General features: G+C 67.0%; 18 protein-coding genes and 1 other RNA gene. 10 read left to right on the forward strand and 9 right to left on the reverse strand.

Features of this window, described 5'->3' with window-relative positions; all coding sequences use genetic code 11:
• Positions 1-7: 7 nt before the first annotated feature.
• Entirely contained in the window at positions 8-817 is an 810-nt protein-coding gene (locus BM337_RS09980) for a TrmB family transcriptional regulator (RefSeq protein ID WP_177227400.1), read from the reverse strand.
• 119 nt (positions 818-936) lie between these two features.
• Between BM337_RS09980 and BM337_RS09985 the strand changes: the two genes are divergently transcribed.
• The gene (locus BM337_RS09985) at positions 937-1,275 is read left to right on the forward strand and encodes a DMT family transporter (RefSeq protein ID WP_089816471.1); all 339 of its coding nucleotides are present in this window, start codon (positions 937-939) and stop codon (positions 1,273-1,275) included.
• A gap of 75 nt (positions 1,276-1,350) precedes the next feature.
• On the opposite strand, the gene BM337_RS21965 is transcribed toward BM337_RS09985, so the two are convergent.
• A complete protein-coding gene (locus BM337_RS21965; RefSeq protein ID WP_449271695.1) occupies positions 1,351-1,644 on the reverse strand; it encodes a DUF7837 family putative zinc-binding protein in 294 nt (97 codons plus the stop codon).
• A 107-nt stretch (positions 1,645-1,751) separates the two neighbouring features.
• On the opposite strand from BM337_RS21965, the gene BM337_RS09995 reads away from it, so the two are divergent.
• Complete coding sequence (locus tag BM337_RS09995; RefSeq protein WP_143117695.1) at positions 1,752-2,615, forward strand: hypothetical protein; 864 nt, start codon at positions 1,752-1,754, stop codon at positions 2,613-2,615.
• A 104-nt stretch (positions 2,616-2,719) separates the two neighbouring features.
• On the forward strand, positions 2,720-3,919 hold the full coding sequence (locus BM337_RS10000; protein WP_089816474.1) for a hypothetical protein: 1,200 nt from the start codon (positions 2,720-2,722) through the stop codon (positions 3,917-3,919).
• A gap of 33 nt (positions 3,920-3,952) precedes the next feature.
• On the opposite strand, the gene BM337_RS10005 is transcribed toward BM337_RS10000, so the two are convergent.
• Together BM337_RS10005 and BM337_RS10010 are read right to left on the reverse strand one after the other, a co-directional pair.
• On the reverse strand, positions 3,953-4,723 hold the full coding sequence (locus BM337_RS10005) for an HAD-IIA family hydrolase (protein ID WP_089816475.1): 771 nt from the start codon (positions 4,721-4,723) through the stop codon (positions 3,953-3,955).
• 69 nt (positions 4,724-4,792) lie between these two features.
• A complete protein-coding gene (locus BM337_RS10010; RefSeq protein WP_089816476.1) occupies positions 4,793-6,034 on the reverse strand; it encodes an MBL fold metallo-hydrolase in 1,242 nt (413 codons plus the stop codon).
• Between the two features lie 227 nt (positions 6,035-6,261).
• On the opposite strand from BM337_RS10010, the gene BM337_RS10015 reads away from it, so the two are divergent.
• On the forward strand, positions 6,262-7,074 hold the full coding sequence (locus BM337_RS10015; protein WP_089816477.1) for an aldo/keto reductase: 813 nt from the start codon (positions 6,262-6,264) through the stop codon (positions 7,072-7,074).
• Between the two features lie 32 nt (positions 7,075-7,106).
• On the opposite strand, the gene BM337_RS10020 is transcribed toward BM337_RS10015, so the two are convergent.
• Together BM337_RS10020 and BM337_RS10025 are read right to left on the reverse strand one after the other, a co-directional pair.
• Positions 7,107-8,420, reverse strand: a complete 1,314-nt coding sequence (locus tag BM337_RS10020) for a hypothetical protein (protein ID WP_089816478.1) — start codon at positions 8,418-8,420, stop codon at positions 7,107-7,109.
• On the reverse strand, positions 8,417-9,028 hold the full coding sequence (locus tag BM337_RS10025; protein ID WP_089816479.1) for a hypothetical protein: 612 nt from the start codon (positions 9,026-9,028) through the stop codon (positions 8,417-8,419). Before BM337_RS10025 ends, BM337_RS10020 begins: the two co-directional genes overlap by 4 nt.
• Before the next feature lie 154 nt (positions 9,029-9,182).
• Here BM337_RS10025 and BM337_RS10030 point away from each other — a divergent pair, with 154 nt between their 5' ends.
• The 5 genes from BM337_RS10030 to BM337_RS10050 all read left to right on the forward strand — a co-directional run bounded on the left by BM337_RS10030 (position 9,183) and on the right by BM337_RS10050 (position 14,665).
• A complete protein-coding gene (locus BM337_RS10030; protein WP_089816480.1) occupies positions 9,183-10,619 on the forward strand; it encodes an MATE family efflux transporter in 1,437 nt (478 codons plus the stop codon).
• A gap of 96 nt (positions 10,620-10,715) precedes the next feature.
• A complete protein-coding gene (locus BM337_RS10035; RefSeq protein WP_089816481.1) occupies positions 10,716-11,231 on the forward strand; it encodes an LUD domain-containing protein in 516 nt (171 codons plus the stop codon).
• Positions 11,228-13,471 (forward strand): LUD domain-containing protein, encoded by a 2,244-nt coding sequence (locus BM337_RS10040; RefSeq protein WP_245778644.1) that lies wholly within the window; start codon positions 11,228-11,230, stop codon positions 13,469-13,471. The genes BM337_RS10035 and BM337_RS10040 overlap by 4 nt, the downstream gene beginning before the upstream one ends.
• A gap of 85 nt (positions 13,472-13,556) precedes the next feature.
• A complete protein-coding gene (locus BM337_RS10045; protein ID WP_089816482.1) occupies positions 13,557-13,760 on the forward strand; it encodes a hypothetical protein in 204 nt (67 codons plus the stop codon).
• Positions 13,761-13,816: 56 nt separating this feature from the next.
• Positions 13,817-14,665 (forward strand): aldo/keto reductase, encoded by an 849-nt coding sequence (locus BM337_RS10050; RefSeq protein WP_089816483.1) that lies wholly within the window; start codon positions 13,817-13,819, stop codon positions 14,663-14,665.
• Positions 14,666-15,115: 450 nt separating this feature from the next.
• On the opposite strand, the gene BM337_RS10055 is transcribed toward BM337_RS10050, so the two are convergent.
• Positions 15,116-15,394: a WNWW family protein gene (locus BM337_RS10055; RefSeq protein WP_089816484.1), complete on the reverse strand. Its 279-nt coding sequence runs from the start codon at positions 15,392-15,394 to the stop codon at positions 15,116-15,118.
• Positions 15,395-15,563: 169 nt separating this feature from the next.
• Here BM337_RS10055 and BM337_RS10060 point away from each other — a divergent pair, with 169 nt between their 5' ends.
• Positions 15,564-16,094: a VOC family protein gene (locus BM337_RS10060; RefSeq protein ID WP_177227404.1), complete on the forward strand. Its 531-nt coding sequence runs from the start codon at positions 15,564-15,566 to the stop codon at positions 16,092-16,094.
• A 75-nt stretch (positions 16,095-16,169) separates the two neighbouring features.
• Here BM337_RS10060 and rnpB read toward each other — a convergent pair.
• Positions 16,170-16,535, reverse strand: an RNA gene (gene rnpB / locus BM337_RS10065) — RNase P RNA component.
• A 58-nt stretch (positions 16,536-16,593) separates the two neighbouring features.
• The gene (locus BM337_RS10070; protein ID WP_089816486.1) at positions 16,594-16,872 is read right to left on the reverse strand and encodes a glutathione S-transferase N-terminal domain-containing protein; all 279 of its coding nucleotides are present in this window, start codon (positions 16,870-16,872) and stop codon (positions 16,594-16,596) included.
• Positions 16,873-17,032 lie beyond the last annotated feature (160 nt).

Raw genomic sequence — 17,032 nt, forward strand, 5'->3', positions numbered from 1 at the left:
GGACCGCTCAGTCGTCGCCGGCGACTGCGGGCTCGACCGGCTCGGCGGCCGCCCACGCCTCGCGAAACCTGCCCTCGAGCCGGTCGGCGAGGTCGTCGTCACGGACCAGCACCGCTCCCAGTCGCTCGCCGTCGGTGAACGGCGTCGGGACGCTGAGATACACCGCATCGCGATCGAGCACGTCGTACGTGAGGTTGATCCCGGTCGTCGTTCGGACCGCGAAGTCGGGCGCGTCGGCGACGGCTCGTGCCAGCTGGTCGCTCGGCGTCCGGTCGATCAGTGCGGGCGTCGTCAACAGTTTCACCTCCAGGCCGGTCCGGACCAGGTCCGCGTAGGCGTCTATCTCGTCCCGGTAGGCCTCCAGCGCGGCGCCCTCGTACGGTGCGGCGACGACAGACAGCAGCGACGCCTCGGCGGCGTCGAACTGCTCGCCCATCCCGGCGACGGCGTCCTCGCTCCCGAGCGGAATCGGCCAGAAGCGACTCTCGCTCGGGACCGCGGTCGAGAGTTCGGCGCTCACGTCCGCCGCTAGCTGTTCGTACCTGGCCCGTTCGTCCCGGAGGTCGGCGCGGCGTTCGTCGAGGAGCCGGTCGACTGCCTCGTCCGGGTCGGCCGCCGCGTACTGTCGCGGTTCGGCCCCCGCCCGGACCTCGACGAGGTCGCGGGCCGCCAGCGCGTTCAGCACGTCGTAGACGCGTCCTTTCGGTACGTCGCTGGTCTCCGAGACCTGCTGTGCCGTCGCGGGGCCGAGCGTGAGCAGGGCGCGATAGGCCTGCTCCTCGTAGCTGGAGAGGCCGAGTTCCGTCAGGTCGCTCATCGACACCATCGGCTCGGCGCAGTGACAAGAGTCTGTCCAACCAGAAGTTATCAGAAAACAGACCTGAAGTGCCAGTCCGTTTGAAACCGGTTTTCCACTGTCCCGGAGACCGGTCCTGCATGCACCCGTACCTCGCGCTCGCACTGGCCATCGCGTCGGAACTCGCCGGAACGACCGCGCTGAAGTACTCCGACGGGTTCACGAATCCCCTCCCGAGCGCCGTCGTCCTCCTCGGCTATCTGGGCGCGTTCTACTTGCTCAGCCTCGCGCTCCAGGACCTGGACCTTGGGCTGGTCTACGCGACGTGGGCCGCCATCGGCATCGTCGGCTCCGTCGGCATCGGCGTCGCCCTGTTCGAGGAGTCCCTCGACCTGGCCGGCGTCGTCGGCGTCGCGCTGGTCGTCGTCGGCGTCGTCGTCCTCAACGTCTTCTCGGAGGCGTACACGCCGGTCCACTGAGCTCTCGGAGACTGGTCTGGGGCCGACGCCGTCGCTCGTGGCGGTTCGGTCGCGAAAGGGAACGGAGACGCCGGGTCAGGCGGGCTCGGGGTGGACCACGTCGTCGCACGTGGGACACTCCGCGAAGGCCGACCGACCGTCGGTCGTCTCGTACTCGATCAGGAGTCGATGCGTTGGCACGGCCTCGCCACACCGCGGGCACGTGCCGGCAGCCGATGAAGACGTAGACACCGAAATCACCTTGTCGGAGGACTGGAGCGTGTTGTATGATTGGGGAACGTTCTCGCCCTCCACCAGTAGCTCTCGCCGGGATGGGTATAATACTCGGCCAAGCGCGGTGAAAGTGTAATCGACAGGTGGTACCGGCATCCCGGAAAACGGGGCGTTGCCACCGCGTCCCTCCTCACCGTTCGACACGATACGGGCCCTTATGGTTGGGTTTCACCAATGTCTGTCACGACCGGGTGTGGTACGCTATGGGTGTGGATAACCGCGGGTGTCGCGAGCAGGAGGACCGCCGGAGTGGCATCTCTCGGCGGAAGCTTCTCGCCGGTAGTTTAGCGACTATCGGTGCGAGTTCGAACCTCGTGACCGCGACGACGAAAGCGGAGTTTCAGAGCACCGGTTCCGCCTCGGGTGACGTCCAGGTCGCAGAACTCAACGTGGCGCTGCAGGATAACAGTCGCTTCTTGGCCGGTGTTCAGTACCAGATTATCTATCAGGTGGTGATGGAGACGGGATACGATGGAATCGAGATAACGGTGGACAACACGTCGGGCGATTCGTCGACGTACACGCGGGACGTGAGCGACGGGCAGGAAGGAGTGATTCAGCACACTGCCGACGCGGGAGCGTATTTCGACACGTTCGAGTTCACGTTCGAAGTGAGCGTCGCCGGAGCCGGAGATTCGAACCCGGTCCTGACGGAAGCCCTCACTGATTCGCCAGACGGAACGAATCCGCCGGGAGACGACATGGGTGGGTCAGACGACCCGACCCTCGAATCGTTTACCGTGATGGATCTGAGTAACGGCGACGACGGGACCCGATACGACGTCTCGTATCAGGTCGCCGACGCCGGCGGGTTCGACGGCGAGGTTCAGGTTCACATCGAGAGTACCAACGGGTTCTTCGGGTTCCTGTTTCCCGAGGGAAACCAGACGATGTCGAACGATTCTGTCGGTAGCGGTACCGTGTCGTACCCGAACGACGGCGAAACCTATCCCCGGTGGGGGCCGTTTGGCATCACTGTCGAAGTCGTCAAGGACAACGGCATCGTCGTCGATTCGGGGACCGTTACCGACGAGCCCGACGGGAACGGAACGTCCTGGAGTTCGTAGTTGAGTCAGCCGTCGACTAGGTTAGCCAGTTGACCCGTTCAGGTATCGGCCACGTCGCTTATATATCAGAATCACTCTCCATTTAGTAGCGAGTTCGCCGCACCATGGGTGGGAAGAAACGCCGATCCGAGGCCGAGAAGCCTGGCGGGAGCGGTATCTCTCGGCGGAAGTTCGTCGCCGGGAGCCTGTTCCTCGTCGGCGGGAGTTCGATGCTGGTCGACGGCGAAACCACGGCGTCCTTTCGAGACAGCCTTTCTGCGAGCGGAACGGTCGCCGTCGACGGCGATCCGACGCTGAACTATCAGATTCAGGACGAATCCAAGAATAACAACGCGGAGTATCAGATCGCGTTCCAGGTCAAGTGGGTTTCTAACTTCGATCGGATCGAAGTCGAGGTCGAAAACATTGACAATCCAAACATTAGTGGAGACACGTTTACGCGCGCCGAATTAGAGGGGACGATCTCCTATCCCAGGGATGGGGGCAGTGATGGCGGGGCAATGGGAGAGCGTTATCAATTTACATTCCGAGTGTACAGGCAGGGGACCAATGACCCGATTATTACGAAGCAGACGACCGATGAAGCGGGCGGGAGCGGCTCTAGCAGTGGAGAGTTCGGCAACACGAACAGTCCACAGTTAGACTGGGTCCTCGTGGAGGATACAACCAAGAACAACAACGGTGAGTACACCGCTTATTACGAGGTTTCAAACCTTGATAGCTTTGGGCAAGTTCGAGCACGGTTTCGTGACACCAACAATAGCGCGGCTACGAACACCGACCTGAGCCAGGACTCTCCCACGGGGAGCCTCAGTTACAACGAAGGGGGGACTGAAGGCGACTCGTTCGAGATAACCATCGAGGTTGAGAACCAGAGCGGACTTGTTGTCGACGACGTTGTAATTAACGACGATGCCGATGGAAGCGACCCATCGGGATACGGTGATCCGACTCGTCCCGACAGCCCAAAACTCGAGTCGTTCACCCTCACCGATACCACTCAGAACAACACTACCAACTATACAGTCTCCTACGAAACATCAAACACCGATCGATTCGGTGGTGCCAGAGTCACATTTGAGGACACACAGAAGGAATCCGCTACGGAAATCAAGACCACCGGCTCAAATGAACCGAATGGCACTGTCGAGTACAGTTCTGGTGGAACAGAGGATCACCGCTTCGAAGTCACCGTGGAAATTCTTGAAACACGTAATGGAACAACGTTCGCAATCGATTCTGGCACTCTCGAAGATACCGCGGACGGGGGTGCCACAATGAAGTGGCCCGAGGACGCTAACTGAGGACCCCATTTAGTCTGCATCACGTCCTCCAGTCTACGTGAACAGCGTCGCGAGACTCTCGACAGTCGTTACGGGACTCACCTCGACACCGTCCAGATCCCCCGCGTCCACGTCCCCACCAGTCCCGGTCACCAGAACCGCGTCGATACCGGCGGCCTCGGCGCCCACCAGGTCGGCCTGCGGGTTGTCGCCGACCATCACCGTCCGCTCGGGCGACAGTCCTTCCATCGCGATCTCGAACAGTCGGGGTTCTGGCTTGCCGACGACGGTCGCCGCGGCGCCGGTGGCGGCCTCGATGGCCGCGACGGTGGCGCCGGTCCCGGGCGCGATACCGTCCGACGTTGGGTACCAGCCGTCGGCGTTGGCAGCGACGAGGGACGCACCTTCCTCGTATATCAGCTGGGTCGCCTGCTTGATATCGGCGTAGGCGACCGTGTCGTCGTGGCCGACCACGACGGCGTCGACGGCCTCGTCGCGGACGGCGATGCCGTGGGCTCGAATCATCTCGGCGAACCCTTCGCCCCCGACGAGCGAGACCGACTCGATGCCCTGCTCGGCGAGGTACTCCGCAGTCGCCCAGGCGGCGCTGACGACGTCTTCCGGATCGGCCTCGATTCCGAATCCCTGGAGGTCCTCGACGAGGGTCTCGCGGCGGGCTCTGGAGTTGTTGGTCACGAATCGGACGGATTTTCCACGCTCACGGAGTTCCTGAATCGCGTCGACCGCGCCGGGGACTGGCGAGTCGCCGACGTGGACCACGCCGTCCATGTCGACGAGGAACGCGTCGTACTGGTCGACGAGCATCTACTCCGGTGAACGGGAGCGACGACAAAGAGTGAACCGACCGAGCGGCGTGCCGGCGGCCGGCACGGTTCAGAGAGTCACCGTCTCCCCCAGCACCGGGGCCGTCGCGTCGAACCCGTCTTCCCGCAACTCCGCGGCGAAGGCCGCGGTCCGGTCGCCGTGGTTGAGGAGCACCGGCGTGTCGCGATAGGAATCCAGGAAGGTGAGCAGGCCCTCGCGGTCCGCGTGCGCGGAGAAGTCGTACAGTTCGACCTGGGCGCTGACGGGCAGCCGCCGGCCGTCGATTTCGGCGCTCCCGGTGTCCAGCAGGTCCCGGCCCGGCGTCCCCTCGACCTGGTAGCCCGTCATCGCTATCTTGTTCACCGGATGTTCCCGAATCGCCGGGACGTAGGTCATCGCCGGGCCGCCGGACAACATACCAGAGGTGGTGATGATGACCGTGTTTTGCTCCGCAATTCGCCGGCGCTGCCCGTCTCGGCCGTCGACGAAGCGGGCGTGAGATGTCGCCCGCTGGAGCGCGTCGGCGTCCCGGAGGAACTCGGGGTGGCGACGGAGGAGTTCGGTGACTCTCGTTCCCATCCCGTCGACGTAGCACTCGACGTCGTGGGCTGCACAGACGAGCATCATCTCCTGGGTTCGGCCGATGGCGAAGGCGGGAACGACGACGGTCCCGCCCTCCCAGATGGTCGTCTGGAGTGATTCGACGAACCGCCGTTCGACGCTGTCGCGGTCTTCGTGGGTGACGTCGGAGTACGTCGACTCGCAGACGACGGCGTCGGCCGCGGGGCGGGACGTCGTGCCCGCGACGAGTCGCTGATTATCTGTGTGGAAGTCGCCGGTGTAGAGCAGGCGCGTGTCGCCGTCGTCGACGAGGACGTGCGCGCTCCCGGGGATGTGGCCCGCGTCGAAGAAGGTCACCTCGTAGCCGGCGACGGCGAATGATTCTGCCTCCCCGTAACCGTGGGTGTGGGAGACCTGGCTCATCCGCCGGACGTCGGTCACGGTGAAGGGGCACTGCATCGTCCCGCCGTGGAGTTTGAGGGTGTCCTCGGCCAGCGTCGTCGCCAGGTCCCGCGTCGGCGGCGTCCAGTGAATCTCGGGCAGATCCTGGCCCCGGGACATGAGCGACGGCACCGCCCCGGCGTGGTCCAGGTGGCCGTGCGAGACGACGACGGCGTCGGGGTCTACGTCCCCGACGGGGTACTGCGGGGGCGACTCGCTGGCCATCCCGTAGTCGAGCACCAGCGAGTCGTCGACCAGGACGGCGCTCCGACCGATCTCGTCGGCCCCGCCCAGGAACTGGACCTCCATCGACCGTTCGTGGTCGCTCCAGGGGTTTTCCTCCGTCGATTCTCTGATCTTGCGTGTACAGTGTGCTCACTGCAACCACTATCGGCAACAGTTAGAAAGCCCCCGGCCCCTTTCAGTCCCACCCTCGTGGTTGAGTCAGTCAGGTTATTTTCCGGTGGATGCCCGGTTAGCGTGAATCGAACCCCGCCACGGCACGCCCTTTTCACGACGGAGTGCCAACTTCTCGCATGGAGTACGAGACCGTTCGCGGCGTCCAGGTGCCGGCCGTCGGCCTCGGGACCTACCAGCTTCAGGGTCGGGCGGGGATCCGGGCCGTGAAGCGCGCGCTCGACCTGGGCTATCGCCACCTCGACACCGCGGAGCTGTACGAGAACGAGACGGTAGTCGGGACGGCGCTCGGGGAGTCCTCGGTCGACCGCGAGGCGGTGTTCCTGACGACGAAAGTGTGGAAGACCAACCTCGCCCGCGACGACGCGCTGGCCTCCGGCCGCCGGAGCGCCGAGAAGCTCGGGGTAGACACCATCGACCTCCTGCTGATCCACGCGCCGAGCGGTTCCGTTCCCATCACCGAGACCATCGGGGCGATGAACGACCTCCAGTCCGAGGGGACGGTCCGCCACGTCGGCGTGAGCAACTTCTCGGTCGACCAGTTGCGGACGGCGATGGAGGCTTCCGAGACGCCGATCCTCACCAACCAGGTCGAGTACAGCCCCTACGAGGACCAGTCGGCGCTCCTCGAGTTCTGCATCGAGCACGACGTCCTGCTGACGGCCTACAGCCCGCTGGCCAAGGGGAGGGTCGCGAAGGACGGCACGCTCACGGAGATCGGCGAGCGCCACGGGAAGACGGGCGCGCAGGTCGCGCTCCGGTGGCTCGTCCAGCAGCCGAAGGTCGTCACCATCCCGAAGGCCGGCGGCGAGGACCACCTCCGGGAGAACATCGACGTCTTCGACTTCGCGCTCACCGACGACGAGATGACGACGGTGGCGGAACTCGGCGGCGGTCCGATCGACAGGATCCGTTCGCTGCTCAATCTCTGAGCGGGCGTTCCGACGCTCGGAGGATCGCCCCCCTAGTCCGGGCCGGTTGCCTGCAGTCGCTCGGCGACGAACGCCGTCGCCGCCGGGACCGCCCGGGCCTGGGCCTCGGCGTGGAGGGCCTGAACGAACGCCTGCTCCGGTCCGCCGTAGTGCTCTCGGACGTGCACTGCGGCACCCCGGAGCGACAGCAGCGCTGGCTCGGCGATGTCGACGGCCAGCGCCTGCGGCTCGACGTCCCACGCGGCTTCGAGCGCGCCTCTCGCCCCGTCGACTGCCGCCTCGATATCGTCGACGGACGGGTACTCCCGGTAGTGCCCGCCCTCGATGGCGTCGACGACGGCTTCCAGCGCGCCGGCGGCGACGAATCCGTGTCCGGCCGCGAGGACCGCCGTCGCGGGGTCGTGGCGCTGGCGCGCCGCTTCCGCCTGCTCGCTCCGCCACTCGACCGTCCGCGAGGTGTCCCTGAACAGCGTCTCGGCCGGCGTGTCTGACAGGTCACCGTCGAACACCTCGTCCGGTTCGACGTCGACGTACTCCTCCAGATCGCTCGCGGTTCGCGAGAGGGAGCGACCGAGCCGCGCCGCGGCGCCCGCGAGGTGCTGTCGGTGCCTGACGTCGTCGTCAACGCCGCTGCGGTACTGCTCGCGCAGTCGAACGGCGTCGATCGCGACGGCCATCGCCCCGTCGACGGTCCCGACGACGTCGCCGGCCTGGAAGACCGACTTGCCAGGGTCTGCCGGGAACGGGGCCCTCGTGTGTAACTGCCTGCGGCACGTCTGTACGTAGTCCTCGAGGGTCGCGTGGACGACCACGGCTTCGACCGGGTCTGTCGCCCGGTACGCCCAGTCGGCCTCGAACGCGGCCAGTCGCGACCTGGCGCGCTCGCGCAACGCGCGGACGTCGCTCCGGCCTATCTCACCGGTCGCTGCCAGGTGCGTCCCCATGACCGTGGCCGCCTCCTCCCGGCGGTTCCGCCACGTCTCCAGCCGGCTCCGCGGGCGCCCGGACGCGTCCTCGTTCAGGGCCGACGCGGCCGCTTCCCGGTCCTCGGCTACCTGCGAGGCGATGACGCCGTTCGGGTAGCCGGGCTCGTCGGGGACGGCGTCGACGTACTCGCGTGCGCGGTCGCGGTGGTGGTGCTGGAGCGCCGCCGGGATACCGACCGGGAAGGCGTCGGGTTCGAGCACGTCCTCGACGGACGCGACCGCCCGTTCGACGGCCTCTCTGTCGTAGTCGGGGCGCTCGTCGGTCTCGTCGCCGAACTCGGAGAGCCCGGAACAGCCGGCCAGCGCCGCGAGCCCGGCGCCGCATCCGGTGAGGAGCTTCCGCCGCGTCGGATCCGTCATCGGCCATCACTCCCGTTCGCGAGGGTGACGTTGGCGTCGAACGGTTCGGGCCGTGGCGGCCGGGAGCACGAACTGCTCATCCCCGACCCCATGCCGCTGTACTCGTCGCCGGTGAACGGGAGCCTGATGGCGTAGCCGGCGGTGTGCTCTGCGTCGGCGTCGCACTCGACGTCGACGGGCCGCAGGTCGCGACAGAACTGCGCGCTGGGACCGGTCCGGTCGACCGTGACGTGCCTGAGTTCAACGGTGTAACACGCCGGGACCGACTGTGCGAAGATGTAGATCGACCGCTCCTCGAAGTCGGTGTCGGCGCTGAACTCGCGGAGCGTCCGGGCCGCCGGCACGTCGGCGAAGGTCAGTTCCGCGAGGTCCTCCGTGCTCTTCAGGTGGTCGTAGCCACCGGCGTGCCCGTCCGGGAACTCGTCGCGACGGGTGAATAGAGCCGCGCCGTCCTCGTCGCGGACCCGTTCGATCTCGTAGTCCGTGACGCGTCGTTCGAACTGGTTGGGCGATACGTCGCTGCTGTCGGTCCCCCGACACCCGGCCAGCGCGACCGCGAGGCCGCCGGCCAGCGTCGAGAGGGTCTGCCGTCGGGACCAGTCGGGCATTGGCGTGGGTCGCTCCCGCGAGTGCAAACCTCTTTCCACTCGGCTGCAGGGTGTCGACCGCGCATTCTCGCCTCTGATACCGGCGTCTGCGTCCTGTGCGCCGTCTAACCGGCAAATTTATGGTTAGTAACGGAAACGATACCGGCAACTACCAGTGTTCTCGCTCAATCCCGTCCGGCTCGCGCTCGGCCTCGTCGGGGCCGTGCTCGTCCGGGTGGGGCTCATCGAACGCGAGCGGGTCGAACACTCGCTCGACCTGGCGTCTCCCCGCATCGTCACCGGCCTCGCCAGGATGTCGAAGTCGACGGCCGACGTCGCGATGGTCGGGATAGCGCTCGGTCCGGCTGCCATCGCGGGCGTGGGCTACGCCGCCCCGTTCTGGGGAATCGCGTTCGCGCTCGGCGGCGGTGTCGCAGGCGGGACCATCGGCCTCGTCTCCCAGCGCTTCGGCGCCGGTGCGCACGAGGAACTCGCCCAGTCAGTGAAGGTGAGCGTGCTGCTCGCCGTGGCTATCACGCTCCCCATCACGCTGCTGTTCGCCCTGGTTCCGGGCGTCCTGGTCGACCTGATCGGCTCCGGCGAGTCGGCGACCGCCTTCGGGACGGACTACCTCCGCGTCGTCAGCGTCGGCGTCCCGTTCGCGGCGCTCAACCTCGTCGGCAGCCGGACGCTGGTCGGCGCCGACGACGCCTGGTCGCCGATGGTCCTGCGTGGCGGGGGCGCCGTCGTCAACATCGTCGTCAACGCCGTCCTCATCTTCGGGCTGGGGATGGGCGTCGTCGGGGCGGCCATCGGCACCGTCGTCGCGAACGTCCTCGTGACCGCGGGGTTCGCCGCCGGTCTCGCCCGCGGGCGCCTGCCCGGCGTCGGCGAGTTGCCCGTCCGAATACCGCTCTCCGGCCCGCACCTCGACCGCGATCTCCTCGCGAACCTGCGCGAGATATCGACACCGCTCATCGCCACCAACCTCGCCCGCAGCGGCGGACAGTTCCCGAAGATTTTCATCGTCGGGCTGTTCGGGCCGAACGTCGTCGCGGCCTACGTCGTCGCCATGCGCGTCCGCGGGCTCATGGATACCCCTAACTGGGGGTTCAGCATGGCCTCGTCCAGCCTCGTGGGCCAGGCGCTGGGCCAGGACGACGAACGCGAGGCCGGCGCGTGGGCCAGCGATATCATGCGGTTCTCGCTGGCCGCCTACGCCCTCATCGCCGTCGGGGTCCTCGTCTTCGTCGACCCCATCGCCCGGGTGTTCGTCGACGAGCCGGCCATCCTCCCGCTCGTGACGACGTTCCTCACCGTCGCCGCGGTGAGCATCCTCTTCAACGGGGTCTACGGCGCGTCGACGGGTCCACTGCGGGCGAGCGGGGACACCCGCTGGCCGATGTACGCCCAGCTGGCCGGTCTCTACCTGTTCACGCTCCCGGTCGCCTACCTCGGCGCCGTGACATCGATCGGAATCGCGGCGCTGTACGCGGCCATCGTCCTGGAGATGGCCGTCCCCGCGGCGATAACGTACTACCGCTACCGCAGCGACACCTGGAAAGTCGTCAGCCGCGACTACCGCCCCGACGCCGCCGCGACGACCGACTAGGGCGGCCGTCTCCCGGCCGCCCCTTCCGTGCCGGTGCTCCGCCGGATTCGCCGCCGCACGCGTTAAGTGACCGAACCACCATGTGACACCAGAACAGTGGCCACTTCGCTCACCAGTTTCGAGGACGCGCTGATCGACCACGACTGCCAGGTCACCCGGACGACGGTCGAGGAGTTCGACGCGGCTCTCGGGGACGCCCTTCGGGAGCCGGCTGTCGGAGTGCCCCTGGACGACCCTGCGCTGTCCCTGCCCGCCGCCGTCGAGACGAACCCGACGCCCGCCCAGTTGCAGGCCGCCGCCAGCGGCGTCACCCCGGTCGCCTTCGCCGTCGCCGACCGCGGGACGGTCGCGATACCCTCGACGGCGAACGGCGTCGAGCCCGTCAGCCTCTATCCCGACTGCCACGTCGCCGTCGTCCGCGCGGAACAGGTCGTCCCCGACACCGACGCCGCCTTCGACGAACTCGGGCCAGCGCTGGCCGACGAGCGCGACTCGATAATCATGGCGACTGGCCCGAGCGCGACGGGCGACATGGGCGCGCTCGTCACGGGCGTCCACGGGCCGAGCGAGGTCCACGTGGTCGTGGTCGACCCGGAGGTGAGCCAGTCGTGAGCAGGTCCGACGACCGGCAGTCCAAGGCGGCTCACATCCGTCACCTGCTGTCGACCGAGTCCGAGACCATCCACGAGAACACCGGCCACATGAACAGCGAACGGTACCGGGCCATCGAGGGGTTCGACTACGACACCCTTCGAGACGAGGCCCGGGCGATCAAGGAGGACGCCATCGCCCGCCTCCCCGACCTCGTCGAGCAGGTGAAAGCGTCGGTCGAGGAGAACGGCGGCACCGTCTACGTCGCCGACGACGCCGAGGACGCCAACCGCTACGTCGAGGTCGTCATGGCCGACCGCGACGCCGAGACGCTGATCAAGAGCAAGTCGATGACGACCGAGGAACTGGACCTCAACGACCACCTCGGCGAGGCCGGCTACGACGTCTTCGAGACCGACCTGGGCGAGTTCGTCATCCAGGTCGCCGAGGAGGCGCCCTCCCACATCGTCGGCCCCGGCCTGCACAAGTCCAGCGAGGAGATAGCCGACCTCTTCAACGCCCACTTCGACCCAGACGAAGAGCTGGCGACGGCCCAGGACCTGACCCGTTTCGCCCGCAACTACCTCGGCGAGCGCATCCGCGAAGCGGACGTCGGGATGACGGGTGCGAACTTCGTCGTCGCCGAGAGCGGGACTCTCGCGCTGGTCACCAACGAGGGCAACGCCCGCAAGTGCGCCGTGACGCCCGATACCCACGTCGCCGTCGCCGGCGTCGAGAAGATCGTTCCGACCGTGGCGGATCTGCAGCCCTTCTCGCAGATCATCGCCAGGGCCGCGACTGGCCAGGACGTCCCGCAGTACTTCTCGTTGCTGACGCCGCCGGTCGACTCGCCGACGCTCGACTTCGACGAGCCCGACGTGCCCATCACCGAGCAGTCAGCGAGTGGAGCGGGGGCGGACGGCGACGGAGACGGCGACGGGAGCGACGACCGGGAGTTCCACCTCGTCCTCGTCGACAACGGCCGCTTCGCCATGCGCGAGGACGACGAGCTACGCGAGACGCTGTACTGCATCCGCTGTGGCGCCTGCGCCAACTCCTGTTCGAACTTCCAGCACGTCGGCGGCCACGCCTTCGGCGGCGAGACCTACACCGGCGGCATCGCCACTGGCTGGGAGGCCGGCGTCCACGGCCTCGACAGCGCCGGCGAGTTCAACGACCTCTGTACGGGCTGTACCCGCTGTGTCGACGCCTGCCCGGTGAACATCGACATCCCGTGGATCAACACGGTGGTCCGCGACCGCCTCAATCGCGACGAGGCGCCCTCCGAGTTCGACTTTCTCGTCGAGGGACTCACGCCCGACGAGGAACCGGGCGGGCTGGATCCCCAGAAGCGCCTGTTCGGCAACGTCGACACGCTGGCGAAACTGGGGTCGGCCACGGCGCCGGTCTCGAACTGGCTGGCGCGCACGCGCCCGGCCCGCCTGGTGATGGAACGGGTCGCCGGCGTCGACCCACGGCGCGACCTGCCGGCGTTCCGCCGGGACACGTTGCGAAAGTGGGCCGCGAACCGGCAGACGGCGGCGCCCGCCGACGCAGAGCGGGAAGTGGTGCTGTACCCCGACCTCTACACGAACTACGTCCAGGTCGAGCGCGGGAAGGCGGCGGTCAGGGTGCTCGAATCGCTGGGCTGTGCGGTCCACGTGCCGGATATCCCCGCCTCCGGCCGCGCGCCGCTGTCCCAGGGGATGGTGTCGACCGCGCGCGAGCGGGCCGAGTCGGTCAGCGAGGCGCTGGGTCCCCACCTCGACGCCGGCCGCGACGTCGTCGTGGTCGAGCCCAGCGACGCCGCGCTGTTCCGCCGCGAGTACGAGCGCCTGCTGCCCGAGAGCGAGTTCGACCGAATCGCCAGTGGGACCTACGAGATACTGGAGTACGTCTACGGCCTGCTGGAGAACGGCGCCGACGCCGACGCGCTGGCCGCCGGCGAGGGGCGGGCCGTCTCCTACCACAGCCACTGCCAGCAGCGGACGATGGATCTCGCGGTGTACACCGAGGCGGTCCTGTCGGACCGCGGATTCGCGGTCCGGACCTCCGACCAGGAGTGCTGCGGGATGGCGGGGAGCTTCGGCTACAAGAGCCAGTACTACGAACTGAGCGTCTCCGTGGGTGCGGAACTCGCCGACCAGTTCGCCGACGCGGACAACGTCGTCGCCTCGGGCACCTCCTGCATGGAGCAACTCGACGACCTGCTGGGGCCGACGCGCCATCCCGTCGAACTACTCGACCCGGCCGCCGAGTAGCGCCGTGGGCCGCCGGCAGCCCGTCGGGCCCAAACCACTTTGGGTATACCCCTATCGTACGCAGCGGCGTACCTGTCGACGTCCAATGTCTGACGTTACGCGCCGCCCCGTCGACCGGCACACGTCCCAGCTGACGGTCGGAGCGCTCGCGTTCCTGAGTGCGGGACTCTCGGTCGCGATTTACGTGGTGAGTGGCGAGTGGCCGGCCGGGTTCTGGGGCCTCGAAGCCGTCCTCTTCGTCGTCCTCGGAATCGTCCTCGTCGGGTACAGCCTCGCGGCTCGGCTGTAGCCGACGGATCGCCCGGTGACCAACGCTCAAGGGCGTCCAGCGCCTCGTCTCCAGTGATGGCTACCGAGAACCAGAGCGACACGTTCGACGTCGGCGGGGAGTTGACCGTCCACCGGCTTGGCTTCGGCGCGATGCGGCTCACAGGGGAGGACATCATCGGCCCGCCCGAGGACGAGGACGAGGCACGCGACGTCCTCCGCAGGGCGGACGAACTGGGCGTGGACATCGTCGACACTGCGGACTCCTACGGCCCTGGGGTCTCCGAGCGCCTCATCGGCGAGGCGCTGGACACCGACCGCGACGACCTCGTCGTCGCGACCAAGGCCGGACTCCTCCGGAACACCGACGGCGACTGGAAACCCCACGGCGACCCTGATTACATTCGCAACGCGGTGCTCGCCAGTCTGGACCGCCTGGGAACGGACCAGATCGACCTGTACCAGTTCCACCGCCCCGACCCGGACACTCCCTTCGAGGACTCCGTCCAGACCTTCGCCGAACTGAAGGACGATGGGCTGGTGAACCACGTCGGCCTCTCGAACGTCTCCGTCGAACAACTGGAGACCGCCCGCGACATCGTCGATATCGCCACGGTTCAGAACGAGTACAACGTCGGCAACAGGGAATCGGAGGACGTCCTCGAGGCCTGCGAGGAGTACGGCATCGGCTTCATCCCGTGGTTCCCGCTCGGCGCCGGCGACCTCGGCGAGAAGGAGGAGGCCGTCGCGGACGTCGCCGAGAGCCACGACGCGACCGAGTACCAGATCGCGCTCGCCTGGTTGCTCCACCACTCCGACGTCGTCCTGCCCATCCCCGGAACCTCCAGTATCGACCACCTGGAGGAGAACGTCGCCGCCTCGGCTATCGACCTCTCCGCCGACGAGGTGGCCCGGTTAACCGAGTGACGGCGACGTCACTGACTTGTTAGCAACCGTTCATGTTACGGTATCGCATATCACATAAACATTCATTATGGTAGGGCGCGAATCACAACGTGTATGGCGACACGCCAGTCGACATCGACGTATCACACGTGCAGCTGTGGTGAACGATTCGACACCACGGACGAGCTCCTCGAGCACGCACGGGACGAACACGGGCTGTCGGTATTCTAGGACGGCTGGCGGGTGGAAGGTTCCGACCGCAGGGAGGAACCTTCGGACGCGTGAACGGCGACCAGCGGGAGCCGTGAACAGGGGGGCGCGCGAAGCGCGCCCCCGGACATGCGAGCGGGGAGCGGATGCGACCCGCGAGCAGGAAGGTTCCGACCGCAGTGAGGAACCTTCGGACGCGTGATCTTTGAAGCGACGTCTCTGGTCAGTTCGTGGTCGACTGCCGTAGATCGGTGCGACGGCCTACTCGACAAGGTCCTGGCGGACGTGGAAGCGCTCGTACCCGCCGTGGGAGAGGTCGAGCGCGTTCATCCACCAGTTCCACCGCTGGGCGAGCGAGTGGTCGTCGGGGGCGTCGGCGAGGTTCGCCAGCACGTCGTCGACGGTCAGGTCGAAACCGAAGTCCTCGGTGATGCGCTCGGAGTCGGCCAGGTCCTGGACCTGGCGGGCGACGACGCGGCGCGTCTCCTCGTCGGCGTCGTACCGGTCGGCGAACTCCGATTCGAGGCGCTGGCGGTCCACACGTCATTCAGGGCGCGGATCGTAATCAACGTGTGGGAACCGATGGCAGTGCGGAGTGGCCCGGACGAAGCGGACGTCCGGAGCGCGTCTAGCCCACTGAAATCGAGTTGGGGAGTATCCTTGCATAGCAGGGCCCACATCTATTCGCGTCCACGCCGACCGCTCGGACGTGAGCGACCAGAAACCGCCATCACGAGATATCGGTCTCGACACGGTCAATCACTTCGGCGTCGGCGTCAGCGACCTCGACGAGTCGGTCGAGTTCTACACCGCGCTGTCGGGCAACGAGCCCGCCGCTCGCGGCACGTGGTCGAGCGAAGGTCTTGGCGACGCCGTCGGCGTCGACGGCACGTCGACCATCGACTGGGCTGCGATCCACCTCGGGAACGCCAACATCGACCTCCTGGAAGTCCAGGAGCCCCCGCAGGACGACGAGGAGTACCAGATGTCGGGCTACGGCGGCCTCCACGCCTGCTTCGAGGTGGAGGACCTCCCGTCCGTCTACGACCGGATGGAGGAGGCGGGTATCGAGTTCAGGGGTCCCTGGCACGAGGTGACCAGGGAGGTAGACGACACCGACGAGGGCGTCGGCTCTATCGTGGCGTACTTCGACGGGCCCGACGGCGAGCACCTCGAACTGATCCAGCCCTCGGGGCCGTTCCGCCGAGAGGGGATGCCCCAGCAAAGCCCCTCGCTCTAGTCGGCTGTTGGCCGGTGGTGTGGGAATCCGGCCCAAATCGGGGCGACGGAGCGTCGCCACTCACGAATCGAGAGCGGCTGAGGGGAGTAAGCCCCCTTCTGTTCGGCCCGGCATTCGGCTGAGCGTCCGCGCCCACGCGCCCGACGGCGCGGGAACCGGGCTACCTGTCGGCGCGGACTTGCACCGGTGAGGATTCGCCGTTCCATCCGTTCTCCGCGATCAGTCCTCGGTGGGTTAGCTCCCCGTCTCTTATCGGCCGAAGCCGCGTCGGTCCGGGTTCGCGCACCTCATCGGTCCCGCGGAGCGGTCTCGTTTCTGTTCCATAGCCGACGGTCTCCCGCCCCGGACTTGCGTCCGGTCACCTGCCCGGCTGGTGGGGGGACTTTCCTCATCGCCCTTGCGCGGTGCGGTCCGGGCGACGGAGGCCGGGCTCCCTCTGCCGACTACTGCTAGCGAATCCGGGAGAATAAGGCGTTCGGTCCGGCGCACGCCCGAGATGTCACTCCCGTCGCGACCCCGCGTAGCGGTCTTCGAGGTAGTCGACGATCTCGTCGCTCCCCAGGTGGTTCTTCCCGTGCTGGTGGTCGACGAGGAAGGGAATCTGGTCCTCGCCCGAGATGTTCTCCATCTCGGCCTGGACCTGCTCGTTCAGGACGTCACCGCCTTCGTCGCCCGGGCGGCGGGGGTTGTGCGCGACGAAGGAGAGTCCGAGGTCGGTCATCGTCTCGCGCACCTTCTCCGAGTGGGGACAGCCCTCGGCCTGGTAGAGTTCGAGCATGGCAGTAGAGCGTACGGCCGAACGGCCCTTTGGCGTGTTCGCCGGGTGGCCGTCAACTACTCCGGTTCGTCGGGATCCGTCGCCGTCTCTAGACGGTCGATAAGTCCCGATCGGTGGCCGAGACCACTCGATCTCGGCGTTCTTCGTGGGTATTGCGGGC

Source organism: Halomicrobium zhouii, assembly GCF_900114435.1.
GTDB classification, from domain to species: Archaea; Halobacteriota; Halobacteria; order Halobacteriales; family Haloarculaceae; genus Halomicrobium; species Halomicrobium zhouii.